This is a genomic window from Kocuria sp. CPCC 205231 (assembly GCF_040980965.1).
GTDB classification, from domain to species: domain Bacteria; phylum Actinomycetota; class Actinomycetes; order Actinomycetales; family Micrococcaceae; genus Kocuria; species Kocuria rosea.
Genome location: NZ_JAVKPP010000010.1, coordinates 76021 through 101951 on the forward strand (window position 1 = coordinate 76021; position 25931 = coordinate 101951).

The following is a 25931-nucleotide window of genomic DNA, read 5'->3' on the forward strand; positions in this document are numbered from 1 at the left end:
CTCACCGGGCGGCGCCGCTGTCCCGGCCGGTGAACCGGTCGGTGAACCGGGTGCGCGGTGTGGCGGCGGCCGCCCGCCGCGGAGCCGGCGTGCGCCCGTGGGCCGGCTGGGCGATCTGCGCGCCGTCGGTCAGCGGGGAGAGGTTGGCCCGGCGCAGTGTGCGCGCGAACTCCCGCGCGCCCTCCACGGCGGTCGGGCCGTCGGCCTCCGCGCTGATCCGCAGCACGATGTCCTCCCGGGCGGCCGTGCCGGTGTAGCCGTGGTCGGCCTGGCACTGGGGGTCCTCGCACAGTGCGGGCGCCAGGTCCACGTGCAGGGTGCCCGTCCACGCGATGGCGAGCGTCACCTCGGAGATCGGGCTGTCCGGCCGGTAGTTGGCCGGCTGGTAGTACGAGTAGCTCAGCGTGACCGAGCGGATCTGCGAGATGCCGACCGTCTCCGTGGAGACCCGTGCCACCACGTCCCGGCCGCCCTCGTCGAACTCCTCGTCGTCCACGTGCGTCACGTGCAGCACGTCCTCGGCGAGCACCAGCACGGTGGTGTGGCGGTGCACCTCCGTCCGGTCGATGTGGGTCTCCAGCTGCACGAGGTGGGAGACCGGGGACCGGCCGTCCAGGGAGTCCTGGACCACGTCGATCACCAGCTGCGGGTAGAAGCCGGCCTTGTTGATGTCCTCGACCAGCCGCTGGCCGCGCTCACCTGAATACGTCATGGGGGCCATTTTCCCCCACGGCCGCGCCAGTGCCCAACACGGGCCCTCAGGGCACCCGGAAGTAGCACCGCTCCTCCCCGCCGCCCACGTCCTCGCAGACCCGTTCCAGCACCACGGGGCTCTCCTCCGGCGCCGGGCTCGGGGTCGTGTCGGCGCTGCGCGTGACCGTGGGCGAGCTCCCGGGACCGGGCACCCGCTCCGCGGAGCCCAGGGGATCGAGCAGCAGATATCCGCTCAGCAGCGCAGTCATCCCCACGAGGACCACGAACACGCCGGTCACGGCTCGGCCGCCGCGGCGCCGCCCGGTCCGCGCCGGCCGCGGGAGCGCCTCCGTGGCCCTCCCCCCGGCGGGCCGGCGGCCCGCCCGGTCCCGGCCGGGGTCGTTCCCGGTGCCCCCGCCGTCGCCGTCGCCGGACCCGCCGTGCCCGGAGCCGTCGCGCCCGGACCCGGCAGGGTCCGGCACCTCGTCGTCGCCCGACCCGGTGTGGACTCCCCCGGTGTCGACTCCCCCGGCACCGGTTCTCCCGCTGCCGGCGCCGCCGGCGTCGGCCAGCCCGCCGCCGCCCACCGTGGTCCCGGCCGTCCGCTGCCCGGTGCTGCCGGGAGCGGTGCCGGCGGAGTCGGTGCTCCCGGAGCCGGCGTCCAGGGTGTCGGGGCCGTCCGGGAACCGGCCGCCGGCCTCCGCGCCCGCGGCGGCTCCGCCGCCGAGCCCGGCGCCGGTCGTCCCGTCCGTCCCCTCCGTGCCGTCCCACCCGGTCAGCACCCGGCTCGCCCACGGCTCCGGCAGCGGCTCGAGGACGTCGAAGACCTCGAACGGCTCGCCGTCCCGGGTGCGGGCAGGGTCGAAGCGCCGTCTCGCCGCTCCCGCGGTGAGCTCGTGGAGCACGGTGACGGCCGCGTCGCGGCGCTGGGCGGGGTCCGGGGTGAGGAGGGCGGCGAGGTGCTCCGCGAGGTCGCCCTGCTCCCCCACCACGGCGCGCGCATCGTTGGGCCCCAGGCTCTCCTGCGGCTCCAGCGAGGGGTCGAGCATCCGCAGCGCGGTGATGCCCGCCGCGTAGAGGTCCTGCGCGGGGTTCGGGTCGGTGAGCTCGTAGGCCTCCGGGGGCAGGTAGCCGGGCGTGCCCACCACGGTGCCCGTCCGGGTCAGCCGGGCGTCCTGGACGCGCACGGCGATGCCGAAGTCGGAGAGGAGGACGTGGGGGCGGCCCGTCCCGGTGCTGTCCAGCATGAGGTTGCCCGGCTTCACGTCCCGGTGCACCCAGCCCTGGGCGTGCACGAACTGCAGGGCCTGGAGCAGCTGGGCGAGAACCTCCTCGGTCAGCTCCACCGAGGCGGCCCCGTTGTCGAGCAGCGCGGACTCCAGGGTGCCGCCGTGCACGAGGGGCATCGCGATGACCACGTGCGCGTCCTCCGCGGCCCACCCGTAGGGGGCGAGCACGTGCGGGTGGTCCAGCTTCACCGACTGCTCCCGCGCGAAGCGCAGCAGGTCCGCGGAGTCGCGCTGGCGCAGCACCTTGGCCGCGCACAGCTGCTGGAGCCGGCCGTCCCAGGCCCGCCACACGGAGCCGCTGCCGCCGCGCGCGATGGGGTCGATGAGGGTGTACCGACCGGCTATGGTGTCCGCCACGAAGTCCGGGCCCGCCTAGCTGCGCATGGCCCGGCGCGCGCTGTCCGTCCGCTGCCGGGCGTTGCCGATGCCGACCGAGGCCCCCAGCACGGTCACGGAGCCGCTGGAGACGAGCACGGGGTTCAGCTCCACGCGGGCGATCTCGGGGTGCCGGTCCTTGAGCAGCGCCACCCGGGCGACGAGGTCCTCGAGCCGGTCGACGTCCGCGGCCGGGACCCCCTGGTGGCCGAAGAGCTTGCGCGAGGCCTTGGGCTCGCGGACCATCCGCCGCACGTCCTGGTCGGTGAGCGGCGGGACCCGGTGGGCCCAGTCCTCGAGGAGGTTCACCGCGTCCCCCGCCATCCCGAACGAGACCACGGGGCCGATCAGGGGGTCCTCGATGGCCCGGAGCACCACCGACTGGCCGGTGGGGGCCATGGCCTGCACCTCGAGGTCGAAGGTGCCGAAGGGGGCGAGCGCCCGGTGCATGGTCTCGATGGCCGCCCGCAGCTGCGCGTCGTCCTGGATGTTGAGCTGCACGCCGCCCAGGTCCAGGCGGTGCCGGAGGTTGGGGTCGGTGGTCTTGAGGGCCACGGGGTAGCCGAGCCGGTCGGCGGCGGCCAGGGCGTCCTCGGGATCGGTGAACCGCTCGCTGGGCAGCAGGCCCACCCCGTAGGTCTCCAGCAGCTCCCGCGCCTGGTCCCCGTCCAGCTCGAGCAGCTCGTCGCCGGTGACGCTGGGCAGGATCTTCTCCACGAAGGTCTCCGCCGCCTCCGCGTCGATGCCCTTCGGCTCGGCGAGGCTGCCCTGGTCCTGGGCGCGCCACCGGGTGTAGTCCACGACCTTGGCGAGCGCGCGCAGGGCCGCCCCCGGGGAGTCGAAGCAGGGCACGTCCAGTCCGTCCTCGGCGTGGTGCAGGGCGGAGACCGCTCCGGGCTCGGTGCTGCCCGTGAAGACGACCACCACGGTCTTGCCGTGCTCCCGCCCCACCCGGCCCACGAGCTCGGCCACGCGCTCCGGCGTGGCGCCCGGGATCGGCATCAGCGTGACCACGGCGGAGTCGACGGCCTCGGCGCCGAGGCAGCTGTCGACGGCCGCCCGCAGCGCCTCGAGGGCGTCCTCCCCGCCGTCCGCGGTCCGGACCCCCGCCTGGGTCACCGCGACGTCCAGCCCCAGCTGCATGCACCGGTCCTCCATGAGCTGGCCCAGGGCCAGCGCGTTGGAGACGAGGGCCGTGCGGGCGCCCGCGGGCAGGGGCTGGCCGGCGAGGATCCCGGCCACGTCCATGAGGTGCTCGCTCGTGTCCGCGCGGATCACGCCGGCCTGCCGGAACATCGCGTCCAGGGCCCCCGGCGGGGCCTGGGTGGTGCGCCCGGTGTGGCCGGGCGGCAGCCGGAGACCGGTGACCTCGCTCTTGGCCACGATCACGGGCTTGGTCAGGGACAGCCGGCGGGCGATCCGAGAGAACTTGCGCGGGTTGCCCACGGACTGCAGGTAGAGCCCGCACGCGCGGGTCGCGGCGTCGTCCTCCCAGTACTGCATCATGTCGTTGCCGGAGACGTCGGCCCGGTTGCCGGCGGAGAGGTACGTGGACACGCCCACGTCGTGGCGCAGCGCGGCCGCGTTGAGCATCATGCCGATGGCCCCGGACTGGCTGAACAGCCCCAGCGGGCCCTCCCGCGGCACGGTGGGCAGGATGGAGGCGTTGAAGCGGGACTCCGGGGCCGTGCTGTAGAGGCCCAGGCTCGCCGGGCCGACCACGCGCATCCCGTAGGAGCGAGCGCGGCGCACCAGCTCGGTCTGCCGGGCCCGGCCCGCCGCGCCGGCCTCGGCGTACCCGCCCGTGACCACCACGACGGCGCGCACGCCCGCCGCGCCGCACTGGTCCACGACGTCGGCCACCTGGTCGACGGGCACGGCGACCACGGCGAGGTCCACGGGCTCGGGGACCTCCCCGATCGAGGTGGCGTGGGTCATGCCCTCCCGCTCGAAGGGCGTGGGGCTCACCCCGCTGAGCCGGCCGGCGAACCCGGAGGCGACGAGGTGCTCGACCAGCGCGTGCCCGGCGTGGCCGGGGTCCCGCGACGCCCCGATCACGGCGATCGAGGACGGGGAGAGGAGGTCGGCCATGGAGAGGGCCTCGGCGCGGTGCTCCCGCGCGGCCATTACGGCCAGCGACTTCTCGGTCGGGTCGATGTCGAAGCCGACCACCACCACGCCGTCGTCGAACTTGCGGGTGAGCTCGTAGCCCGCCTCCGCGAACACGCGGAGCATCTTGCGGTTCTCGGGCAGGACCTCCGCGGAGAAGTGGTCGATCCCGTTCTCGCGCGCGGCCGCGGCGAGGTGCTCCAGCAGGATCGAGCCGATGCCCCGCCCCTGGTGGGCGTCCGAGATCATGAACGCGACCTCGGCGTCGTCGTGCCGGTCCGTGCGGTCGTAGCGGCCCACGCCGATGATCCGGTCCGCCAGCACCAGCACGAAGCAGACGCGGTCCCGGTGGTCCACGCGGGTGAACCGCTCCAGCTCCCGGGCGGAGAGGGTGGGCTTGTAGGAGAAGAAGCGCAGGTAGATGGAGTTCTCGGACTGCGACTGGTGGAAGGCCAGGAGCGCGTCCTTGTCCTCCGGGGAGATCGGGCGCAGCTGCGCCGTCGCGCCGTCGCGGAGGATGACGTCGGCCTCCCAGTACTCGGGGTACTGCCCGGCGTCGTCCGTGTCCGCGGTCTCTGGAACCATAGACTTCAGGCTAGTAGACAAACCTGCACCGTCAACGGTGCGTCCCGGTGCGTCCCCGCACGATCTCGAACGCCGAGCCGCCGGGCCCGCCCCGGACCGACCAACGACCGAAGGACCCCCCGCTGTGATGGCACGCCGCCGTGCGCCCTCCCGCCCGTCCGCCGAGGACGAGCTGCCCCCCGACTTCCGGGAGAACATCGTCGACATCGACGTGACCTCCGAGATGGAGACGAGCTTCCTCGAGTACTCGTACTCCGTCATCTACTCCCGCGCCCTGCCCGACGCCCGGGACGGGCTCAAGCCCGTGCAGCGGCGCATCCTGTTCATGATGAACCAGATGGGGCTGCGCCCGGACCGCGGCCACGTCAAGAGCGCCCGCGTCGTGGGCGAGGTGATGGGCAAGCTGCACCCGCACGGCGACTCCGCCATCTACGACGCGATGGTCCGGCTCGCCCAGTCCTTCGCGATGCGCCTGCCGCTCGTGGACGGGCACGGCAATTTCGGCTCCCTCGACGACGGCCCCGCCGCCTCCCGCTACACCGAGGCCCGGATGGCCCCGGCCGCCCTGGCGCTGACGGCCGACCTCGACGAGGACGTCGTCGACTTCGTGCCCAACTACGACAACCAGTTCACCCAGCCGGGCGTGCTGCCCGCGGCGTTCCCCAACCTGCTGGTCAACGGCTCCTCCGGCATCGCGGTGGGCATGGCCACGAACATGGCCCCGCACAACCTGCGCGAGGTCGTCGCGGGCGCCCGGCACCTCGTGGAGCACCCCGAGGCGACGCTCGAAGAGCTCATGCGCTTCGTCCCGGGCCCGGACCTGCCCTCGGGCGGGCGGATCGTGGGCCTCGACGGGATCCGGGACGCCTACCGGACCGGGCGCGGCTCCTTCAAGACCCGCGCGAAGGTCTCGGTCGAGCAGATCTCCCCCCGCAAGCAGGGCATCGTCGTCACCCAGCTGCCCTACATGGTGGGGCCCGAGAAGGTCACCGAGAAGATCAAGGAGGCGGCGCAGGCCAAGAAGCTCCAGGGCGTCTCCGACGTCGTGGACCTGACCGACCGCAAGAACGGCCTACGGCTGGTCATCGAGGTCAAGAACGGCTTCAACCCGCAGGCCGTCCTCCAGCAGCTCTACAAGTACACGCCCATGGAGGACTCCTTCGGGATCAACAACGTTGCCCTCGTGGACGGACGGCCCCGCACCATGGGCCTCCTGGAGCTGCTGCGGGTCTACGTGGAGCACCGGCTGTCGGTGGTCCGGCGGCGCACCGGCTTCCGGCTGGCCAAGCGGCGCGACCGCCTGCACCTGGTCGAGGGCCTGCTCGTGGCGATCGTCGACATCGACGAGGTCATCCAGATCATCCGCTCCTCCGACGAGACCGCCGTGGCCCGGGAACGGCTCATGGCCGTGTACGACCTCAGCCGCGTGCAGGCCGACCACATCCTCGAGCTGCGGCTGCGGCAGCTGACCAAGTACTCGCGGATCGAGCTCGAGAAGGAGCAGGAGGAGCTGCGCCGGGAGATCGCCGAGCACGAGGAGACCCTCGCCTCGGACTCGCGGCTGCGGGCCCTGGTCTCCGCGGAGCTCGCGGAGGTCGCGGAGGTCCACGGCGACGACCGGCGCACCGAGCTGCTGGAGTCGGAGGCCCTGCCGGCGCCCGTCGCCGCGGCGGCGGCCCCCGCACCGGGGCGGACGGCGGCGGGCGGGCTCGCGCTCGAGATCGCCGACGACCCCTGCTGGGTCTTCCTGTCCACCTCGGGCCAGCTCGCCCGCACGCCCTCCCAGGTCCCGCTGGTGGACCCGCCCCGGCGGATCAAGCACGACGCCCTGGTCTCCGCGGTGCGCGCCACCGCCCGCGGGGAGATCGGGGCGGTCACGTCCACCGGGCGCATGCTGCGCGTCCAGGTGATGGACGTGCCCGTGCTGACCGCCTTCGAGGGCACCCCGAAGCTGGGCGACGGCGTCCCGGTCAAGGATTTCCTCACCCTCGGCCGCGGGGAGCGGCTCGTGGGGCTCGCGCCGCTCAACGCGGTGCTGGCCCTGGGCACCCGCAACGGCGTGGTCAAGCGGGTCAGCCCCGAGTATCCGCTCAACCGCGAGGACTGGGAGGTCATCACGCTCAAGGACGACGACGAGGTGGTCGGCCTCGCCGAGTCCGCCGCCGCGGAGGACGAGCTGGTGTTCGTGACCCGGGACGGGAAGCTGCTGCACTTCGAGGCCGGTGCGGTGCGCCCCCAGGGCCGGACCGCGGGCGGCGTCGCCGGGGTCAAGCTGGTCGCGGGGGACGCCGTGGTCTTCTTCGGGGCGGTCCGCGCCGCGGACGAGACGCCCGTGGTCGTGACCCTCGCCCGCGCCGACGAGGTGCTGCCCGGCATGTCGCAGTACTCGGTGAAGGTCACCCCGTTCTCGGAGTACCCGCCCAAGGGCCGGGCCACCGGAGGGGTGCGCGCGCACCGGTTCCTCAAGGGCGAGACGGGACTGGCCCTGGCCTGGGTGGGGCACGGACCGGCCAAGGCGGTCGCGGCCTCGGGCGTGGCCCGGGCCCTGCCCACCGAGCACGGGCGCCGGGACGGCTCGGGCGTGCCCACCGACCAGGTGATCGACGCGGTGGGCCCGGCCTACGGCTGAGGCTCAGCGGCGGGGCCCGAGCAGCCCCATCTGCTCCACCGCCGCCCGCTCCTCCTCGAGCTCCCGGACGGAGCGGTCGATGCGGGCGCGGGAGAACTCGTCCAGCTCGAGGTCCGGCACGATCGCTGCCCGGCCGTCCCGGCAGACCACCGGGAACGAGCTGACGAGTCCCTCCGGCACGCCGTAGGAGCCGTCGGACGCGACCGCCATGGACGTCCACGTGCCCTCGGGGGTGCCCAGGACCCAGTCGCGGACGTGGCACAGGGCCGCGTGGGCCGCCGAGGCCACCGAGGAGCCGCCGCGCACGTCGATGATCTCCGCGCCGCGGCGCGCCACCCGGGGGATGAAGGTGTCGTCCACCCAGGCGAGGTCGTGGCCTTCCCCGGCCAGCACCTCGAGCGCCGGCCGGCCCCCGACCGTGGCGTGGGTCAGGTCGGGGTACTGGCTCGCCGAGTGGTTGCCCCACACGGCCACGCCGTCGATCTCGTCGACGCGGGCCCCGGTGGTCGCGGCGAGCTGGGCCAGCGCGCGGTGGTGGTCGAGCCGGGTGAGGGCGGTGAAGCGCTCGCGCGGGACGTCCGGGGCGTGCGAGGCGGCGATGTAGGCGTTGGTGTTGGCGGGGTTGCCGACCACCACGGCCCGGAAGTCCTCGGCGGCGCCGCGGTTGACGGCCCGCCCCTGGACCGAGAAGATCCCGGCGTTGGCCTCGAGCAGGTCGGCCCGCTCCATGCCCTGGGACCGGGGGCGGGCCCCGATGAGCAGCCCCACCGAGGCGCCGTCGAACGCGGCGTCCGCGTCCTCGAAGACCTCCACGCCGTCGAGCAGCGGGAACGCCCCGTCCTGCAGCTCCAGGGCGGTGCCCTCCGCGGCCCGCCGCGCCTGCGGGAGCTCGAGCAGGTGCAGGCGGACGGGGGTGCCGGGGCCGAGGAGGTCGCCCGCCGCGGCCCGGAAGACGGTGGCGTAGCCGATCTGGCCCGCGGCACCGGTCACGGTGACGGTGACCGGCCGGGGCCGGCCGGGTGCGGGGGACGGGGTGTGCGGGCCGGTGGCGGTCATGCGGGGTCCTTCCTCGGGGACGGTCGCTCGTCCCTGCCCAGCGTAGCGGCCGCACCAGGGCACCGGCCCTCGGTGCGCCCGCCGTCCCGCGCGCTCAGGCGTCGATGCGCTCCTGGTCCAGGTGCGTGGCGCCCTCGATGATGAAGTCCTTGCGCGGGGCCACCTCGGAGCCCATGAGCAGGGAGAAGGCGTGCTCGGCGGCCTCGGCGTCCTCCACCCGGATCCGGCGCAGCATCCGGTGCCGGACGTCCATGGTCGTCTCCGCGAGCTGGTCCGCGTCCATCTCGCCCAGGCCCTTGTAGCGCTGGATGGGCTCCTTGTACCGCCGCCCCTCCGCCTCGAGCCGGGCGAGCAGGTCCGTGAGCTCGCGCTCGGAGTACGTGTAGACCATCTCGTTGGCCTTGCCGCCGGCGTTGACGATCTCCACCCGGTGCAGCGGGGGCACCGCCGCGTAGACCCGCCCGGCCTCCACGAGCGGGCGCATGTAGCGGTAGAACAGCGTGAGCAGCAGGGTGCGGATGTGCGCGCCGTCGACGTCGGCGTCCGTCATCATGATGACCTTGCCGTAGCGGGCGGCGGTGAGGTCGAAGGTGCGCCCCGAGCCGGCGCCGATGACCTGGATGAGCGCGGCGCACTCCGTGTTGGCGAGCATGTCCGTGATGGACGCCTTCTGCACGTTGAGGATCTTGCCGCGGATCGGCAGCAGCGCCTGGTAGTTGGAGGACCGGGCCAGCCGCGCCGTGCCGAGCGCGGAGTCGCCCTCCACGATGAACAGCTCGGAGCGCTCCACGTCGTTCGAGCGGCACTCGACGAGCTTGGCCGGCATCGAGGAGGTCTCCAGGGCGTTCTTGCGCCGCTGGGTCTCCTTGTGCACCCGCGCGGAGATGCGGGACTTCATCTCCGCCACGACCTTCTCGAGCAGCTGCCCGGCCTGCTGCTTGTCGTGACGGCCGGTGGCCGTGAGCTTGGCGGTCAGCTCCTTCTCGATCACCCGGCTCACGATCTGGCGCACGGCCGGGGTGCCCAGGACCTCCTTGGTCTGGCCCTCGAACTGCGGCTCGGCCAGCCGCACCGTGAGGACGGCCGTGAGCCCGGCCAGGACGTCGTCCTTCTCGATCTTGTCGCTGCCGGCCTTGAGCTTGCGGGCGTTGGCCTCGATCTGCTTCCGGAACGTCTTCAGCAGGGCCGCCTCGAAGCCGGCCTGGTGGGTGCCGCCCTTGGGGGTCGCGATGATGTTCACGAACGAGCGCAGGGACGTGTCGTAGCCGATGCCCCAGCGCAGGGCGACGTCGACCTCGCACGTGCGGTCCAGCTCCGTGAGCTTGGAGCGGCCGTTCTCGTCCAGGACCGGGACGTTCTCCTTGAACCGGCCCTCGCCCTGGAACCGCCACACGTCGGTGACCGAGCTGTCGGCGGCGAGGTACTCCACGAACTCGGAGATCCCGCCGTCGTGCTGGAACACCTCCTCGTGGGTCCCGAACTCCCCCGGCGTGCCGGGCAGGCCCCGCTGGTCGCGCACGGTGATGCGCAGCCCGGGGATCAGGAACGAGGTCTGGCGGGCGCGCTTGGCGAGCTCCTCGTAGCTGAACCGGGCGTCCGCCGTGAAGATCTGCTCGTCCGCCCAGTACCGGATCCGGGTGCCGGTGACGCCCCGCTTGGCCTTGCCGACGACGTCGAGCACCGACCCCTCCACGAACGGCTCGAACCGGGCGTGCGGGGAGGGCCGGCCCTGGTCCACGAAACGGCCGGGCTCGCCGTGCCGGAAGGACATCTGGTAGGTCCTCCCGCCGCGGTCCACCTGGACGTCCAGGCGGGCGGAGAGCGCGTTGACCACCGAGGCGCCCACGCCGTGCAGGCCGCCGGAGGCGCTGTAGGAGCCGCCGCCGAACTTCCCGCCCGCGTGCAGCTTGGTGAAGACGACCTCCACGCCGGTCAGCCCGGTGCGCGGCTCGAGGTCGATGGGGATGCCGCGGCCGTCGTCGTGGACCTCCACGGCGCCGTCGGCGTGCAGGACCACCGTGATCTGGTGGCCGAAGCCGGCGAGGGCCTCGTCCACGGAGTTGTCGATGATCTCCCACATGCAGTGCATCAGTCCGCGGGAGTCGGTGGAGCCGATGTACATGCCCGGCCGCTTCCGGACGGCCTCGAGGCCCTCGAGGACGGAGAGGTGGCGGGCGTTATACTCGGAACGGGACGGTGTCACGGGGATACGACTCCTGGGGGACGGCGGGATTCCCCACCACTGTAGTCCCGGCGGCGGACACCGCAGGCCCGGGCGCGGGTCACGCGGACGCGACCCCGGCCGGCACCGTGACCTACGCCCGGGGCGAAAAACGGCCTCCGCCGGAATCGATTGTCCGAGGGTCGTGGTTGTATAGAGCAGTACCCCGACGCGTCCACGAGACCCCGGGTACCCGCACCGGCGGCCCCGTGCCCCGTGCAACGAGTACGACCCAGGAGGAGGATCCCGTGAACGCAACATTGGAGAGCCGAGAGCTCAATGCGACCGACCGCTGCGACGCGTGCGGCGCCCAGGCCTACGTCCGAGTGATCCTCGAGTCGACGGGCGGTGAGCTGCTGTTCTGCGCTCACCACGCGCGCAAGAACGAGCAGAAGCTGCGGCCGCTGGCCGCCACCTGGCAGGACGAGACCGAGCGCATCGGTTCCTGACCGGGCGACCGCCCAGGGCGGTCGACGCAGGAGGGCCCCGACACCTGGTGTCGGGGCCCTCCTGCGTGTCCGGTCCTCGCCCCGGTCACCGGAGCGGTGCGCGGGTCCCGGACGTGGTCGCCCCGCGCCCGGAGGATCTCCGGGCGCGGGGACGGCCGGTCAGTCGAGGTAGTCGCGCAGCACCTGCGAGCGGGACGGGTGGCGCAGCTTGGACATCGTCTTGGACTCTATCTGCCGGATGCGCTCACGCGTCACGCCGTAGACCTTGCCGATCTCGTCGAGCGTCTTGGGCTGGCCGTCGGTCAGGCCGAAGCGCATCGCCACGACCCCCGCCTCCCGCTCGGAGAGGGTGTCCAGGACCGAGTGCAGCTGCTCCTGCAGGAGCGTGAAGCTCACGGCGTCCGCGGGGACCACGGCCTCGGAGTCCTCGATGAGGTCGCCGAACTCCGAGTCGCCGTCCTCCCCCAGCGGGGTGTGCAGCGAGATCGGCTCACGGCCGTACTTCTGCACCTCGACGACCTTCTCGGGCGTCATGTCGAGCTCGTTCGCCAGCTCCTCCGGGGTCGGCTCCCGGCCGAGGTCCTGCAGCATCTGGCGCTGGACGCGGGCGAGCTTGTTGATGACCTCGACCATGTGCACCGGGATGCGGATGGTGCGGGCCTGGTCGGCCATGGCACGGGTGATGGCCTGGCGGATCCACCAGGTGGCGTACGTGGAGAACTTGAAGCCCTTGGTGTAGTCGAACTTCTCGACCGCGCGGATCAGTCCGAGGTTGCCCTCCTGGATGAGGTCCAGGAACAGCATGCCGCGACCGGTGTAGCGCTTCGCGAGCGAGACGACCAGGCGCAGGTTGGCCTCGAGCAGGTGGTTCTTGGCGCGCTTGCCGTCGTGGATGACCCAGCGCAGCTCCTTGCGGGTCTGCGGGTCGAGGCTGTCCTTCCCGTCCGCGAGCTTGTGCTCCGCGTACAGGCCGGCCTCGATCCGCAGCGCCAGGTCCACCTCCTGCTCGGCGTTCAGCAGCGCGACCTTGCCGATCTGCTTGAGGTAGTCCTTGACCGGGTCGGCGGTGGCGCCGGCGGAGACGACCTGCTGGGCCGGGGCGTCGTCGTCGTCGTTGTTGGTGATGACGAAGCCGGAGGTCTTCTCGTCCTTGGGCGCTGGGACGGCCGGCGCGTCCTCGGGCGCGGCCTCCTCCTCCGCGTCGGCGTCCTCGTCCACGTCGGGCTCGATCACCCCGGCCTCGTCGGTCAGTGCGGTCTCGATGTCGGCGTCGTCGGTGACGACGACGTCCTCCTCGGGCTCCCCGGCGACGGCCAGGGCGTCCTTGTCCGCCGGGGCCGCGGCCTTCTTGCGGCCCGCGGCCTTCGGTGCGGCCGGGGGCTTGCTCGCGGCGGTCCTGGTCGCGGTCGACCGGCCGGCGGTGGACTTCGTCGAGGCGGCCGCGGTGGCGCTCTTGGGAGCGGTGGACTTCGCGGCGGTGGACTTCGCCGCCGTGGTCTTCTTCGCGGCCACGGTCTTCTTGGTCGCGGTCGACTTCGCAGCGGCGGTCTTCGCCCGCGGCGACGTGCCCGTGGTGCCGGACGGCGACCGAGCGTCCCCGGTGCCCGGGGTCTCGGCGGCGGTGTCCGTCGTCTTGTTGCTGGCGGCAGGTGACACTGAGAGCCTTTCGTTGAGCGGTCACGGCGTCCGCCCTCGGGGCAACACGCCTATGACCCTGTCAAGTCCGTGCGCCGGGCAGTGTCCGGCGCGGCGGGCTTGAAGGGTCCTGACAGCCGGAACCACCCGTGGGCGGGATTTGTTCCCGCTCGACCGGACGGACCCGAAAAAGCTCGTCGCACGGGGCTCAGGAGTGCCAGGCGGTGGCACGGTCCCGGGCCCAGAGCGGCACGGGCCGGGCGTCGGCGAGGCGGAGCACGCGCAGCGCGGGCGGGTGTCCGGGGAGCAGCGCCGTGGCCCGGCGCACGAAGTGCGCGGTGTGGGAGCCGCGCGCCCGGAACCGGTTGAGCTGCGCGAGCTCGACCAGCACGCCCGCGAGCACGGCCCGGCCCCGCGCCTCGTCGTCCGTCCGCGCCGCGTCGCCCGTCCCCGCGGAGTCCTCGGCCGCTCCGCCGGCCGCCCCCGCACCGGGCTCCGGTCCGGGCCCCGGTCCCAGCCCCGTGGGCTCCAGGAGCCAGCCGAGCACCTGGAGCACCCGGTAGAGGGTGTCGAGCAGCGACCAGTGCGGGGTCTCCGCCCACTCGCCGGAGAGCACGCGGGAGAGCCGGACCAGCTCCCCCGCGTCCGGCACGGGCACCCGGGCGGCGGCCGGGCCGGACGCGGTGCCGCCGCGACCGGCCGCCGGTCGGCGGGGCAGCGGCGGGACGCCCGGAGGGAGGGGCGCCCGGGTCGGCCCGATCGGAACGCCCGGGGCGTCGGGTCCGTCCACCCGGTCGTCGACGTCGTCGCACAGCTCGGCCCACATCGCGGCGGCCGCGAGGACGCCGTCGAGGTCGTCCGTGGCGCAGGCGGCCAGGAGCAGGTCTGCGAGCACGGGGTCGGCCAGGCTCGCGGCCAGGAAGCCGAGCAGGTCGTCGTCGTGGTCCAGCACCGCGGGCACCGCATCCCCCGGCGCGCCCCGGACCGTGGCGAGCACGTCGGTCCAGACGGACAGTGCGGGCCCGAGGCGGTCCAGGTGGTGCCATGCGTCCGCACCGGCCCGTGCCCAGCGGACCGCGGCCTGCCCGGCGGCACGGGCGGTGCCGGCGGGCAGCGCCCCGTACTCCTGGTCCATGGCGAGCCGCGGGGCGGCCGCGTAGGAGCTGCCCGAGGCCACGAGCGCGGCGTTGACGGCGCTGTCCTCGATGTCCGCGACGTCCTGGACGTCGGCCGGGTCCTCGGCCGGCCACCAGCGGTCGCCGGCCACGATCCAGCGCGCCGCCACCGCCCGCCCCGCGCGTCGGGCGGCCTCGTCCACGACGGCGAGCACACCGTCCACCGCGGCGGGTGGCGCCGCGGCCCCGGACGGGTCCCCGGGCGGCGGCGACGTGTACACGATGACGAAGACCCGGTCGCTCAGGGTGTCGTGGGCGACGAGGTCGGCGAGCTCGGCGACGAAGGCCTCCCCGAGGCGTTCGTCGGACGGGCCGGCCGGGAGGTCGACGCGCACGCACGCCCCTGCCGTCCCGCCGCCGGCGGCGAACAGGACGAGGGAGTCGGCGGGCCAGTAGCCGAGCGTGTGCGGCACGACGGCCAGCAGGTCGGCCGCGCACCGGACGACGGGGACGAAGGGGTCTCGGATGGGGTGCTGTCTCATGCGCCCAGCCTGGGCACCGGCCGGTCCGGGAGCACCGGCCGGGGCGCGGTCTGTGGACGGCCGGCGGGTCGGGGGCCCGGCGCCCGGCGCGGTGCAGTGCCGACGGGACCGGCCGGCCGGTCAGGCGGCGTCGTGCCCGTGCTGCCGGCGCACCCGCCGGACGGTGGCCAGCACGCCCGCGGCGCCCGCCGCAGCGACCAGGAACTGCGCCGCGATCGCGACCCGGAACGCGTCGGGCGCGTACAGCTCGTCGCGGAAGCCCGCGGCGTGGAGCACGTCGAGCACGAAGCCGGTGACGAAGATGGCCAGCACCGAGGCCGTGAAGCCACCGACGTTGACGATGCCCGTGGCGGTGCCCGAGCGGCGGGCCGGGTTGAAGCTGCGGGTGATGTCGAAGGCGATCATGGAGGCCGGCATGCTGATCGCGATGACGCACACGGCGGCCAGCACCACCGGGACGGGGGCCGTCCCGGGCCAGACCAGCAGGACCGTCCACGCCGCGAAGATCATGGCGGTCACCCCCAGCGACAGCCGCACCCGGCGGTGCGGGTGGCGGGCGGAGAGCCCGCCGAGGCCGAGGGCCACGGCCAGGTTGGTCACCACGAAGGAGGTCATCACCAGGGAGATCGTGGTGTCCGACAGGTCCTGGGCGTACTCGAGATAGGGGTAGCCCCACATCAGCACGAACGTGTTGCCCGCGAACTGGGTGGTGAAGTGCACCCAGAAGCCGAGCCGGGTGCCGGGCTCGGCCACGCTCTCCCGGAGCACCCGGCCGGTCCGCCGCAGGCCCAGCGCCGGGTTCAGGACCTCCACCCCGGGGGGCGCGTTGCGCAGCAGGGTCGCGGCGAGCACGGCGGCGAGCAGCGCGAGGGAGGCCAGCGCCGCGAAGGACGGGAACCACCCGGTGAGCTCGAGCAGCCACGCGAACGGGATGACGGACACCAGCTGGCCGAGGTTGCCGACCACGCCCAGGAACTGGGTCAGTGGCGGCACGCGCAGCGCGGAGAACCAGGCGGGGATCAGGCGCATCACGCACACGAAGGTGGTCGCGTCGCCCGCGCCCACGAGCACGCGGGCGGCCACGCCCTCGCCGACCGTGTCGGCCAGGGCCAGCTGGACCTGCCCGGCCGTCATGAGCAGCGCCCCGGCGGCGACCATGACGCGGGAGCCGAAGCGGTCCACGAGCACGCCGACGGGGATCTGCAGCGCCGCGTAGACGAGGACCTGCATGAGCGAGAACATCGACAGCGCGGAGGCCGCGGTGCCGAAGCGCTCGGCCGCGTCGACCGACGCCACGCCGAAGCTGGTGCGCTGCGCCACGGCGCTGAAGTAGGCGAAGGTGCCGACCGCGAAGACCAGGTAGGCGCGGCGGGAGTCCTTGCCGGGCTCGTGGGCCCGGTACCGGTCGGACGGCATGCACTTCGCTCTCGGGGGGGACGGGACCGGGCCGGGACCCGGGACGGCGGGACCGCCCCGGACGGCGCCGGACCGCCCCGCGCGCCGGCCGGGCTCAGTCCTGGTCGTCCTCCTGGGCGGCGAGGAAGGCCTCGGCCGCGGCGCCGATCTCGTCGGCGTCGGGGAGCTCGGACTCGTCCCCCACCAGCAGGGAGCGCGGGACCGAGGCGTCGACGACGTCATCGTAGCGCTGTTCCAGTCCTGCCACGACCGCCTGTACCTCGGGCGAGGCGCCGACCTGCTGGTCGATCTGGCGCTCGATCTCGCGGGCCGCCTCGCGCAGCTCGTCCGAGGGCAGGGTCAGAGAGGTCACGGCGCTGATGTGCTCGAGGGCGGCCACGGCGGCGTGCGGCAGGTGCGCCTCGGCCAGGTACTGCGGGACGTGCACGGTGAAGCCGATGTTGTCGATCCCCGCCTCGCCCAGCCGGATCTCGAGGAGCTGCGCGGCCGACGAGCTCATCTCCACGACCGGCTTCCACGCGTGCTCGGCGGGCAGCAGGTCGGCCCGGTTGCCGTGCACCGAGACGATGAACGGACGGGTGTGCGGGACGGGCATGGGGATTCCCGAGACGATGGCCACGAGGGACACGTCCATCCGCCGGGCCAGGCCCACGACGGCCTCGGTGAACCGGTTCCACTGCAGATCCGGCTCGGGGCCCGTCAGCAGCGCGAAGCTGCGCCCCAGACCGTCCGTGACGAGCCGGAGGGACAGCTCGGGGGTCTGGAAGCCCTCGAAGTGGTCCTCCACGAAGCTCACGTGCGGGCGGCGGGCCCGGTAGTCGTAGAGCTGGTCCAGGTCGAAACGGGCCACGACCTCGTGCGGGAGGGCCTCGGTGATGGTGTGCTCGATCTGCACGGCCACGTGCCCCGCCTCCGCGTAGCCGGACAGGGCGACGATCAGCGGCAGTCCGCGAACCCGGGCGTCCTCGAGCAGAGCGGGGTTGCTCAGGTACAGCGAGGTGGGGTCCAGCACAGCTCTTCCTCCTGGGGTGGGTCGGTTCCGGGCGTCCGTGGGGAGACCGGTGGGAGCACGCCTGCGACGGCGGGCCCGGATCATGTCAACCGTCCGCGGGCACCGCGTTATTCCCCGCCGATCCCGCGGGGCCCGCCCCGTGCGTCCGGGCCCCGGCGGCGCGCCGGCCGAGGATAGGATCGACAGCACGCCTGCTGGACCGGTCCGGTCCGCCGACCGCGGACCGGACCGGCCCCGCCGGTCCAGACCTCAGCGAAAGGACGATCCATGCCCGACGTACAGGACCTGCTCGAACCCCGTGGCATCGAGCTCACCGCCACGCACAAGGCCCTGGGCCGGACGCCGGCCCACGCGCTCGTGCTCGGGGTGGCGAAGGGACAGGACGGCGACGGCTCGGGCCGTGTCCTGCTCCCCGCCGGTGAGCAGCGACGGCTCGCCCCCGTGGTGGAGGCCGCGGCGGCGCTGCGCGTGAAGGGTGCCGCCGACGAGGTGACCGTGGTGCCGGCCCCGTCCGGGCTGCCGTTCACCGTGGTGGTCCTCACCGGGGTCGGCGCCCTGCCCGCCGGGACCGCGGAGCGCGCCGAGGTGCTGCGCCGGGCCGTGGGCGCCGCCGTGCGGCGGCTCGCCGGCACCGACTCCGCGGTGCTCGCCCTGCCCGTGGACTCCGAGCAGGACGCCGCGGCGGTCGCCGAGGGCGCCGCCCTCGGCGCCTTCGCCTTCGCCCACCAGCGCGCGGCGACCGCCGGTTCCGTGCAGGACCCGCTGGCCTCCGCCGTCGTGCACGCCCCGGGCGTGGCGCGCGCCGCGCTGGGCCGGTGCCTCGACCGCGCCGCTGCCCTGGGCCGCGGCGTCCGCGCGGCCCGCACCCTCGTGGACCTCTCCCCCAACGTCATGTACCCGGAGGCCGTGGCGGACTACGCCCGCCGGGCCGCCAGGGGCACCAAGGTCTCCGTGACCGTGCTCGCCGAGAAGGAGCTCGCCAAGGGCGGCTACGGGGGGCTCCTGGGAGTGGGACAGGGCTCCGTGCACGGCCCGCGCCTCGTCAAGCTGGAGTACGCCCCGGCGCGGGCCGCGAAGCACTACGCCTACGTGGGCAAGGGCATCACCTTCGACTCGGGCGGCCTCTCCCTCAAGCCCCCGGCCTCGATGATGACCATGAAGTCGGACATGGCCGGCGCCGCCGCCGTGCTCGCGACCGTCCTCACCGCCGCCGAGCTGGGCCTGCCCGTGAAGGTCACGGGGTGGCTGTGCCTGGCCGAGAACCTGCCCTCGTCGACCGCCACCCGCCCCGGCGACGTCATCACCATCCGCGGCGGCCGCACCGTCGAGGTGCTCAACACCGACGCAGAGGGGCGCCTGGTGCTGGCCGACGGTCTCGTGGCCGCGTGCGAGGAGGCCCCGGACGCCGTCGTCGACATCGCCACGCTGACCGGCGCGCAGATGGTGGCCCTCGGCGCACGGACGTTCGGGATCATGGGCGACGAGACAGTGCGCGCCGCCGTGGCCGAGGCCGCCCGCGCCGCCGGCGAGGACGGCTGGCCCATGCCGCTGCCCGAGCACCTGCGCCCGTCCCTGGACTCCAAGGTCGCCGACCTCAAGAACATCGGGGACAAGAACGGCGGGATGCTCGTCGCCGGGATCTTCCTGCGCGAGTTCGTCGGCGGCGGTGACGGGGCACGGGTGCCCTGGGCGCACGTGGACATCGCCGGCCCCTCCTTCAACGAGGGATCGCCCTACGGCTACACCCCGGCGGAGGGTACCGGCGCGGGCGTGCGCACGCTCGTGCGGCTGCTCGAGGACGCGGCCGCCGACCGCGGCTGAGGTCCCGCGACACCCCTGCGCCGGAGGGAGCGCCCGCCTGGTCGCTCCCTCCGGCGTAGGGCTAAGGTATGTACGAAACGAACCCGTCACGGGACGGGTGCGACCCACCCGGAACGACGTCAACGCGCAAGGGAGCCAAACACGTGGCCGACAACGAATTCGACATCCTCGTCCTCGGCGGAGGGAGTGCCGGCTACGCCGCCGCGCTGCGGGCCGTCCAGCTCGGCTTCACCGTGGCGCTGGTGGAGAAGAACAAGCTCGGGGGCACGTGCCTCCACTGGGGGTGCATCCCGACCAAGGCGTACCTGCACTCCGCCGAGCTGGCCGAGGACGCCCGCGAGAGCTCCAAGTACGGCATCCACACCACGCTGGACTCCATCGACATGGCGGCCGTGCGGGAGTACAAGGACAAGATCGTCGCCGGCAAGTTCAAGGGCCTCACGGGTCTGATGAAGATGCGCAAGATCAAGGTCATCGAGGGAGTCGGCAAGCTCACGGGCGAGAACACCGTCGAGGTCGACGGCACCACCTACACCGGCAAGCACATCGTGCTGGCCTCCGGCTCGATCTCCAAGACCCTGGGCGTGGAGATCGGCGGACGGATCATGACCTCCACCGAGGCGCTGGAGATCGACTTCGTGCCCAAGAGCGCCATCGTCCTCGGCGGCGGCGTGATCGGCTGCGAGTTCGCCTCCATGTGGAAGTCCTTCGGCGTGGACGTCACCGTGATCGAGGGCCTCCCCCACCTGGTCGCCAACGAGGACCCCGCGCTCATCAAGATCCTCGAGCGGGAGTTCAAGAAGCGCGGCATCAAGTCCAGCCTCGGCACCTTCTTCGAGAAGGTCGAGCAGGACGACAACGGGGCGAAGGTCACCCTGGCCGACGGCAAGGTCTTCGAGGCCGACATCGTGCTGGTCGCCGTGGGCCGCGGCCCGAACACCGCCGACATGGGCTACGAGGAGCAGGGCATCCCCATGGACCGCGGCTTCGTCACCCCGAACGAGCGCCTGCACACCGGCGTCGGCAACATCTACGCGATCGGCGACATCGTCCCCGGGGTCCAGCTCGCCCACCGCGGCTACCAGCAGGGGCGGTTCGTGGCCGAGGAGATCGCCGGTCTGAACCCCGCCGTCGTCGACGACGTGAACATCCCCAAGGTGACCTTCACCGAGCCGGAGATCGCCTCGGTCGGCTACACCGAGCCGAAGGCGAAGGAGAAGTTCGGCGAGGACAACGTCGAGGTCGCCGAGTACAACCTCGCCGGCAACGGCAAGAGCTCGATCCTGGGCACCGGCGGCATCATCAAGCTGGTGCGCGAGAAGGACGGGCCGATCATCGGCTTCCACGCCATCGGCAAGCGCATCAGCGAGCAGATCGGCGAGGGCCAGCTCATCGTCAACTGGGAGGCCTACCCCGAGGACGTCGCCGCGTTCGTGCACGCGCACCCCACCCAGAACGAGGCCATCGGCGAGGCCGCCATGGCACTCGCGGGCACGCCGCTGCACGGCTGACCGCGTCGAGGCCCCGCCCCTCCCGGGCGGGGCCTCCCCCACTACCCCGGACCCGGGCCCGGCGCCCGGACCGCACCATCGAAGGCACCGAAAGAGAGACGGTCGGACCATGTCAGAAACCGTAAACCTGCCCGCACTGGGCGAATCCGTGACCGAGGGCACCGTGACCCGGTGGCTCAAGCAGGTCGGTGACGAGGTCGCCGTCGACGAGCCCCTGGTCGAGGTCTCCACCGACAAGGTCGACACCGAGATCCCCTCCCCCGTGGCGGGCGTGATCGAGGAGATCCTCGTCGAGGAGGACGAGGACGTCGAGGTCGGCGCGCCGCTGGTCGTCATCGGTGACGGCTCGGGCTCCGGCTCCGGCGGCGGGTCCGGCCAGGACGAGGCCGCCGCGGACACCTCCGCCCAGGAGGCCGAGGACGCCGCGACCGAGGCCGAGACCCCCGAGGCGACCGACGAGGCCGCCGAGCAGAAGTCCTCCGGCCAGGAGTCCTCCGGTCAGGAGCAGGCCCCGCAGGCCGAGGCCCAGCAGACGGGCGAGGGCAGCGAGATCACCCTGCCCGCCCTGGGCGAGTCCGTGACCGAGGGCACCGTGACCCGGTGGCTCAAGCAGGTCGGTGACGAGGTCGCCGTCGACGAGCCGCTGCTGGAGGTCTCCACCGACAAGGTCGACACCGAGGTCCCCTCCCCCGTGGCCGGGACCCTGCTGGAGATCCGGGTGCAGGAGGACGAGGACGCCGAGGTCGGCCAGGTCCTGGCGGTCATCGGCTCCGGCTCCGCCCCGTCCGGGGACAAGCCCGCCGAGAAGCCCGCCGCGGACACCTCCGCCCAGGAGGCCGAGGACGCCGCGACCGAGGCCGAGACCCCCGAGGCGACCGACGAGGCCGCCGAGCAGAAGTCCTCCGGCCAGGAGTCCTCCGGTCAGGAGCAGGCCCCGCAGGCCGAGGCCCAGCAGACGGGCGAGGGCAGCGAGATCACCCTGCCCGCCCTGGGCGAGTCCGTGACCGAGGGCACCGTGACCCGGTGGCTCAAGCAGGTCGGTGACGAGGTCGCCGTCGACGAGCCGCTGCTGGAGGTCTCCACCGACAAGGTCGACACCGAGGTCCCCTCCCCCGTGGCCGGGACCCTGCTGGAGATCCGGGTGCAGGAGGACGAGGACGCCGAGGTCGGCCAGGTCCTGGCGGTCATCGGCTCCGGCTCCGCCCCGTCCGGGGACAAGCCCGCCGAGAAGCCCGCCGCGGACACCTCCGCCGAGGAGAAGCCGGCGAAGCAGTCCTCCGCCGGCGGCGAGGGCTACGAGGGTTCCTCCTCCGGGAAGCAGGAGAAGGCGCCGTCCCGCGACGAGGCCCTGGTCGAGACCGACGAGCCCGTGCTGGCCGACACCTCCGGGGACGAGCAGCAGGACGCCGCCCAGCGCGACGGCGCCCGCACCGAGAACGCGGAGGCGCCGACGGGCGACAACTCGTCCTACGTGACCCCGCTGGTGCGCAAGCTCGCCAAGAAGGAGGGCGTGGACCTCTCCGCGCTCACCGGCACCGGTGTGGGCGGCCGCATCCGCAAGCAGGACGTGCTCGCCGCCGCCGAGCAGCAGAAGAGCGCGGCCGCACCGGCCGCCGAGGCCCCGGCCGAGACGGCCGCGGCCGCCCCGGCGAAGGAGGCCGCCCCGGCCGCGCCGAAGGCGGACGCCAAGCGCGGGACCACCGAGAAGGCCCCGCGGATCCGGATGACGATCGCCCAGCGCATGCGCGAGTCGCTGCAGGAGGCCGCTCAGCTGACCCAGGTGACCGAGGTCGACATGACCCGGGTGGCCGTGCTGCGCGGCCGGGCGAAGGCGAAGTTCCAGGAGCGGGAGGGCGCCAAGCTCACCTACCTGCCGTTCTTCGCCAAGGCCGTGGCGGAGGCCCTGCAGGCCCACCCGAAGCTCAACGCCACCTTCAAGGAGGCCGAGAAGGAGATCGTCTACAACGGCTCGGAGAACATCGCCATCGCGGTGGACACCCCGAAGGGCCTGCTGGTGCCGGTCATCAAGAACGCCGGCGACCTCAACCTCGGCGGCCTGGCCAAGCAGATCGCGGACCTCGGCTCCCGGGCCAAGGACGGCAACATCACGCCGGACGACCTCACCGGCGGCACCTTCACGATCACGAACCTCGGGTCGTTCGGGGCCCTGTTCGACACCCCGATCATCAACCAGCCGCAGGTCGCGATCCTCGGCACGGGATCGATCGTGAAGCGCCCCATGGTGGTCTCCGACGCCGACGGCAACGACACCATCGCCATCCGCCAGATGTGCTACCTGTCGCTGACCTACGACCACCGCCTGGTCGACGGCGCGGACGCCGGCCGCTTCCTCCAGGCGCTCAAGGCGCGCCTGGAGGAGGGCCGCTTCGAGTCCGAGGTCGGCCTCTGACCGGCCCCGTGCCGGTCCACGGCCCCCGCTGAGCACCTGCGGAGGGTCGGCGGACGCCGAGAGGGCGTGTTCCTGGTCACAGGGGCACGCCCTCTCGGCGTCCGCCGGCGGCGCTCCGATAGGCTCGACGGCATGACCTTCCTGACCGGACTCCTCGTCTTCCTGCACCTCGTCGGCGCCGCGATCATCGTGGGCACCTGGATCTACACCATGAAGCGCCCGACGGTGTCCCCCGGCCAGTTCCACGCCTCGCTGCTGAGCCTGGTGACCGGTCTCCTGCTCGTGGCGGTCCACGAGATGGGCGAGGCCGACGTCAACCACGCCAAGGTCGCCGTGAAGCTGCTGGTCGCCCTCGCCGTGGCGGTCGCCGCCTTCGTGGGCCAGCGGAGGACCAGGCGCGGGGAGACGGTCTCGACCGGTCTCGCCCACGCCGTGGGCGGGCTGGCGCTGATCAACATGGCGGTCGCCACCCTCTGGTGAGCCCCGCCCGCCACCGCACCATCGAGGACCGGACCCCCGGCGCTGCCCGTCAGCCCCGGGGGTCCTGCCGTGCCGGTTCCTGTCCGTCCGGCCCCTGTCCGTCCGGCCCCTGCCCGTCCGGCCCCTGCCCGTCCGGCCCCTGCCCGTCCGGCCCCCGTCCGTTCCGCGGCTGCCCGTCCGAGCCGGTTCCCGGCGGGGCCGTCGCCCCCGCCGCAGGTTCCACCTCGGACAGCCGCCAGCCATGCTCCCCGTGGACCAGCTCGACGAGGACCGTCTGCACCCACCCGTCCCCGGCCGGCACCACGGACGGGACCGTGCCCGGCCCGCCGCGGTGGCCGTCCACCCGCACCTCGGCCACCAGCACGACCCCGCCCGGCGGCGCGGACCCCGCCGGCCCGTCGCGGACGCTCTCGGCCTCGAGGACGAGGCCGGGAAAACCGCCGTCCGCCCGGGCGATGGTGTCCCGGTCCGCCGCCGCGGCCCGGGCGCCGGGGGCGTACACCTCGTCCAGCAGCCGGGCGTCACCGGTGCGCAGGGCCTCTCCCCGCCGCGCCACCAGCTCTCCCAGCGCCCGCCGGGGGTCCGCGTCCTCGACGGAGTCCTGCGGCGGGTCGACGACGGACCCCGGCGCCACCGGGCCCGACCGCGCCGCAGAGGGGAACCGCGCCGGGGGCGTCGTGGCCGCCGGCGTGTTCGCCGGATCGGCCGCCGGTTCCGGCGACGGGCCGGCCCCGCCCAGGGGGAGCAGGACCGCGCCCCCGGCGGCCAGCAGCAGCGCCGCCCCGACGAGCGCGGCCCGGCGACCGCCGCCCGTCCGGACCGGCTCCGGACGTGCGGCGGCGACCCGCCGCCCGCCGGGGTCCGGCTCCTGGGCCCGCGCGAACCGGTCGGCCAGTTCCGCCGCCGTGGGCCGGGCCGAGACGTCGGGGTCGAGGGCCGCCTCGACCGCCCGCACGAGGCCGGGCGGGGCGCCGGGGCACAGCAGGGACAGGGGCGCCCGCCGCGCCTCCCGGGCCGGGGCCCGCCCGGTGAGCGCCGCCCACCCGAGGGCCCCGAGAGCGCGGACGTCCTCCTCCGGGCTCCCCGCCGCGGTGCCCGCGCGCACCGCGGCGACGTGCCCCGCGCCGTCCGCGGCCGCCGTGCGCTCCCCTGTGCTCTCCGCCGGGCCCGCGGCCGGGCTCTCCGGAGGGGCCACGGTGCCGCGGAACAGGACCTGCCGGGCGGAGAGCTCCCCGTGGCACCGGCCGAGGGCGTGCAGGGCGGCCAGGCCGGTCGCGGCGTCCCGCAGCACCGCGGCGGCCTCGGCGGGCGCCAGCCGGCCGCGCTCGGCCAGCCGGTCGGCGACGGAGCCGCCCCGCAGGAAGTCCTCGACCAGCCCGACCGGTGCCGCCGCCGGGCCCAGCAGGCCGCGCACGGCCACGAGACAGGCCTCGTCCCGGCCTGCCAGGGCGACCGCGAGCGACCGGAGCGCGGCCCTCGACCGGTCGCGCTCCGGTCCGGGCTCCTCCGGGCAGGGCCGCAGGACGAAGTGCTCCCCCGACCGGGCCTCCCGCACCAGCCACGATCGGCCGCCCAGGCGGCGCACCGGCTCCAGGCCGTCCTCCGGCGGGAGCCGCGGAGGCGTGTCCTCGATCCGCGTGCCGGGGAGGGGGCCCGCCCCGTCGTCCCGGACGGCCGCGGCGAGCCGCGTCCGGGCGGAGACTGACGGGGCCCGGGAGGGCTCGTGGTGGCCGCCGTGCGCGGCGGGGCGCTGCTCCATGCCCCCAGCATGCCCGCCCGTCGCCCCGGGCCGTGGGCGCCGTCCACAGCCCCCGTCCGGCGCGCGTTGTCCCCGCCGCGCGATAGGCTGGGGACATGTCCATCTGCTTCGAACGGCTCGGCTTCGACCCGCACCTCGTCGACTACCGCTCGGCGCTCGAGCTGCAGAAGAACGTGCACCGGGAGGTCGTCGCGGGCGAGCGGGACAACACCGTGCTGCTGCTGGAGCACCCCCCGGTCTACACGGCTGGACGGCGCGCCGAGCCCCACGAGTACCCCACCGACGGGACCGAGGTCGTGGAGATCGGACGCGGGGGCAAGCTCACCTACCACGGCCCGGGGATGCTCGTGGGCTATCCCGTCGTCCGGCTGACCACGCCCATCGACGTCGTGCGCTTCGTGCGCCTGCTCGAGGAGATCATCATCGCCGTCGTCGCGGACCTCGGGGTGGAGGCCACCACCGTGGCGGGACGCTCCGGGGCCTGGGTGCTCGCGGACGAGCACGGGCCGGACCGCAAGATCGCCGCCATCGGCGTGCAGGTCTCCAAGCGGGCCACCATGCACGGCTTCGCCCTGAACTGCTCCAACGACCTGCGGCCGTTCGGCAGGATCATCCCCTGCGGCATCACCGACGCCTCCGTCACGAGCCTCTCGCAGGAGACGGGCCGGCTCGTGACCCCGGAGACGGTGGTCGCGCGCGTGGAGCAGGAAATATCCGCCCGCCGGGACGAGTTGTGCGAACAGTTCGTCCCGTCAGGGACCCCGGGTCCGCTGCCCTGGCCCACCGCCGTCAGCTGACCCGCGCCGCCCCCGGGACCGCCGGGA

At 74.0% G+C, this 25931-nt stretch carries 17 protein-coding genes; 7 read left to right on the forward strand and 10 right to left on the reverse strand.

Going from position 1 to position 25931, the window contains the following annotated elements; all coding sequences use genetic code 11:
- Position 1: 1 nt before the first annotated feature.
- The 3 genes from RF640_RS11945 to RF640_RS11955 are packed head-to-tail and all read right to left on the reverse strand — an operon-like array spanning position 2 to position 5051.
- Positions 2-712, reverse strand: a complete 711-nt coding sequence (locus RF640_RS11945; RefSeq protein WP_035924032.1) for a DUF5998 family protein — start codon at positions 710-712, stop codon at positions 2-4.
- Positions 713-758: 46 nt separating this feature from the next.
- Entirely contained in the window at positions 759-2339 is a 1581-nt protein-coding gene (locus RF640_RS11950; RefSeq protein WP_368827939.1) for a protein kinase, read from the reverse strand.
- A gap of 15 nt (positions 2340-2354) precedes the next feature.
- Positions 2355-5051 carry a GNAT family N-acetyltransferase gene (locus RF640_RS11955; RefSeq protein WP_017834168.1) on the reverse strand — a complete coding sequence of 899 codons (2697 nt, stop codon included), beginning with the start codon at positions 5049-5051 and terminating at the stop codon, positions 2355-2357.
- Between the two features lie 127 nt (positions 5052-5178).
- Between RF640_RS11955 and RF640_RS11960 the strand changes: the two genes are divergently transcribed.
- A complete protein-coding gene (locus RF640_RS11960) occupies positions 5179-7680 on the forward strand; it encodes a DNA topoisomerase (ATP-hydrolyzing) subunit A (RefSeq protein ID WP_368827941.1) in 2502 nt (833 codons plus the stop codon).
- 3 nt (positions 7681-7683) lie between these two features.
- Here RF640_RS11960 and RF640_RS11965 read toward each other — a convergent pair whose 3' ends face one another.
- Together RF640_RS11965 and RF640_RS11970 are read right to left on the reverse strand one after the other, a co-directional pair.
- Complete coding sequence (locus RF640_RS11965) at positions 7684-8736, reverse strand: malate dehydrogenase (protein WP_115162576.1); 1053 nt, start codon at positions 8734-8736, stop codon at positions 7684-7686.
- Positions 8737-8830: 94 nt separating this feature from the next.
- Positions 8831-10939: a type IIA DNA topoisomerase subunit B gene (locus RF640_RS11970; RefSeq protein WP_017834165.1), complete on the reverse strand. Its 2109-nt coding sequence runs from the start codon at positions 10937-10939 to the stop codon at positions 8831-8833.
- 266 nt (positions 10940-11205) lie between these two features.
- Between RF640_RS11970 and RF640_RS11975 the strand changes: the two genes are divergently transcribed.
- Positions 11206-11406: a hypothetical protein gene (locus tag RF640_RS11975; RefSeq protein ID WP_017834164.1), complete on the forward strand. Its 201-nt coding sequence runs from the start codon at positions 11206-11208 to the stop codon at positions 11404-11406.
- A 159-nt stretch (positions 11407-11565) separates the two neighbouring features.
- Here RF640_RS11975 and RF640_RS11980 read toward each other — a convergent pair whose 3' ends face one another.
- The 4 genes from RF640_RS11980 to RF640_RS11995 all read right to left on the reverse strand — a co-directional run bounded on the left by RF640_RS11980 (position 11566) and on the right by RF640_RS11995 (position 17126).
- Positions 11566-13062: an RNA polymerase sigma factor gene (locus tag RF640_RS11980; protein WP_031283343.1), complete on the reverse strand. Its 1497-nt coding sequence runs from the start codon at positions 13060-13062 to the stop codon at positions 11566-11568.
- A gap of 187 nt (positions 13063-13249) precedes the next feature.
- Positions 13250-14698, reverse strand: coding sequence for a DUF4192 family protein (locus tag RF640_RS11985; protein ID WP_109243802.1), 1449 nt, complete (start codon positions 14696-14698; stop codon positions 13250-13252).
- A 120-nt stretch (positions 14699-14818) separates the two neighbouring features.
- Positions 14819-16114, reverse strand: a complete 1296-nt coding sequence (locus RF640_RS11990) for a nitrate/nitrite transporter (RefSeq protein ID WP_368827945.1) — start codon at positions 16112-16114, stop codon at positions 14819-14821.
- Positions 16115-16208: 94 nt separating this feature from the next.
- Positions 16209-17126, reverse strand: a complete 918-nt coding sequence (locus RF640_RS11995; RefSeq protein WP_017834159.1) for a proteasome assembly chaperone family protein — start codon at positions 17124-17126, stop codon at positions 16209-16211.
- A gap of 267 nt (positions 17127-17393) precedes the next feature.
- On the opposite strand from RF640_RS11995, the gene RF640_RS12000 reads away from it, so the two are divergent.
- From RF640_RS12000 to RF640_RS12015, 4 genes are all read left to right on the forward strand, one after another.
- Entirely contained in the window at positions 17394-18947 is a 1554-nt protein-coding gene (locus RF640_RS12000; protein WP_081994153.1) for a leucyl aminopeptidase, read from the forward strand.
- A 143-nt stretch (positions 18948-19090) separates the two neighbouring features.
- Positions 19091-20458 (forward strand): dihydrolipoyl dehydrogenase, encoded by a 1368-nt coding sequence (lpdA, locus tag RF640_RS12005; RefSeq protein ID WP_017834157.1) that lies wholly within the window; start codon positions 19091-19093, stop codon positions 20456-20458.
- A gap of 109 nt (positions 20459-20567) precedes the next feature.
- The gene (gene sucB / locus RF640_RS12010) at positions 20568-22868 is read left to right on the forward strand and encodes a 2-oxoglutarate dehydrogenase, E2 component, dihydrolipoamide succinyltransferase (RefSeq protein WP_368827948.1); all 2301 of its coding nucleotides are present in this window, start codon (positions 20568-20570) and stop codon (positions 22866-22868) included.
- Positions 22869-23000: 132 nt separating this feature from the next.
- Positions 23001-23348, forward strand: a complete 348-nt coding sequence (locus RF640_RS12015) for a hypothetical protein (RefSeq protein WP_035924038.1) — start codon at positions 23001-23003, stop codon at positions 23346-23348.
- Between the two features lie 49 nt (positions 23349-23397).
- On the opposite strand, the gene RF640_RS12020 is transcribed toward RF640_RS12015, so the two are convergent.
- The gene (locus tag RF640_RS12020) at positions 23398-25107 is read right to left on the reverse strand and encodes a hypothetical protein (RefSeq protein ID WP_368827951.1); all 1710 of its coding nucleotides are present in this window, start codon (positions 25105-25107) and stop codon (positions 23398-23400) included.
- A 95-nt stretch (positions 25108-25202) separates the two neighbouring features.
- Between RF640_RS12020 and lipB the strand changes: the two genes are divergently transcribed.
- The gene (gene lipB, locus RF640_RS12025) at positions 25203-25904 is read left to right on the forward strand and encodes a lipoyl(octanoyl) transferase LipB (RefSeq protein ID WP_035924040.1); all 702 of its coding nucleotides are present in this window, start codon (positions 25203-25205) and stop codon (positions 25902-25904) included.
- Positions 25905-25931: the final 27 nt, after the last annotated feature.

What these genes read in the sequence shown, in the direction of transcription:
- RF640_RS12020 (WP_368827951.1), bottom strand. Translation starts at nt 25,107, where the DNA reads ATGGAGCAGCGCCCCGCCGCGCACGGCGGCCACCACGAGCCCTCCCGG.
- RF640_RS11955 (WP_017834168.1), bottom strand. Translation starts at nt 5,051, where the DNA reads ATGGTTCCAGAGACCGCGGACACGGACGACGCCGGGCAGTACCCCGAG.
- sucB (WP_368827948.1), top strand. Translation starts at nt 20,568, where the DNA reads ATGTCAGAAACCGTAAACCTGCCCGCACTGGGCGAATCCGTGACCGAG.
- RF640_RS12000 (WP_081994153.1), top strand. Translation starts at nt 17,394, where the DNA reads ATGCCCGACGTACAGGACCTGCTCGAACCCCGTGGCATCGAGCTCACC.
- RF640_RS11945 (WP_035924032.1), bottom strand. Translation starts at nt 712, where the DNA reads ATGACGTATTCAGGTGAGCGCGGCCAGCGGCTGGTCGAGGACATCAAC.
- RF640_RS12015 (WP_035924038.1), top strand. Translation starts at nt 23,001, where the DNA reads ATGACCTTCCTGACCGGACTCCTCGTCTTCCTGCACCTCGTCGGCGCC.
- RF640_RS11990 (WP_368827945.1), bottom strand. Translation starts at nt 16,114, where the DNA reads ATGCCGTCCGACCGGTACCGGGCCCACGAGCCCGGCAAGGACTCCCGC.
- RF640_RS11960 (WP_368827941.1), top strand. Translation starts at nt 5,179, where the DNA reads ATGGCACGCCGCCGTGCGCCCTCCCGCCCGTCCGCCGAGGACGAGCTG.
- lipB (WP_035924040.1), top strand. Translation starts at nt 25,203, where the DNA reads ATGTCCATCTGCTTCGAACGGCTCGGCTTCGACCCGCACCTCGTCGAC.
- RF640_RS11985 (WP_109243802.1), bottom strand. Translation starts at nt 14,698, where the DNA reads ATGAGACAGCACCCCATCCGAGACCCCTTCGTCCCCGTCGTCCGGTGC.
- RF640_RS11965 (WP_115162576.1), bottom strand. Translation starts at nt 8,736, where the DNA reads ATGACCGCCACCGGCCCGCACACCCCGTCCCCCGCACCCGGCCGGCCC.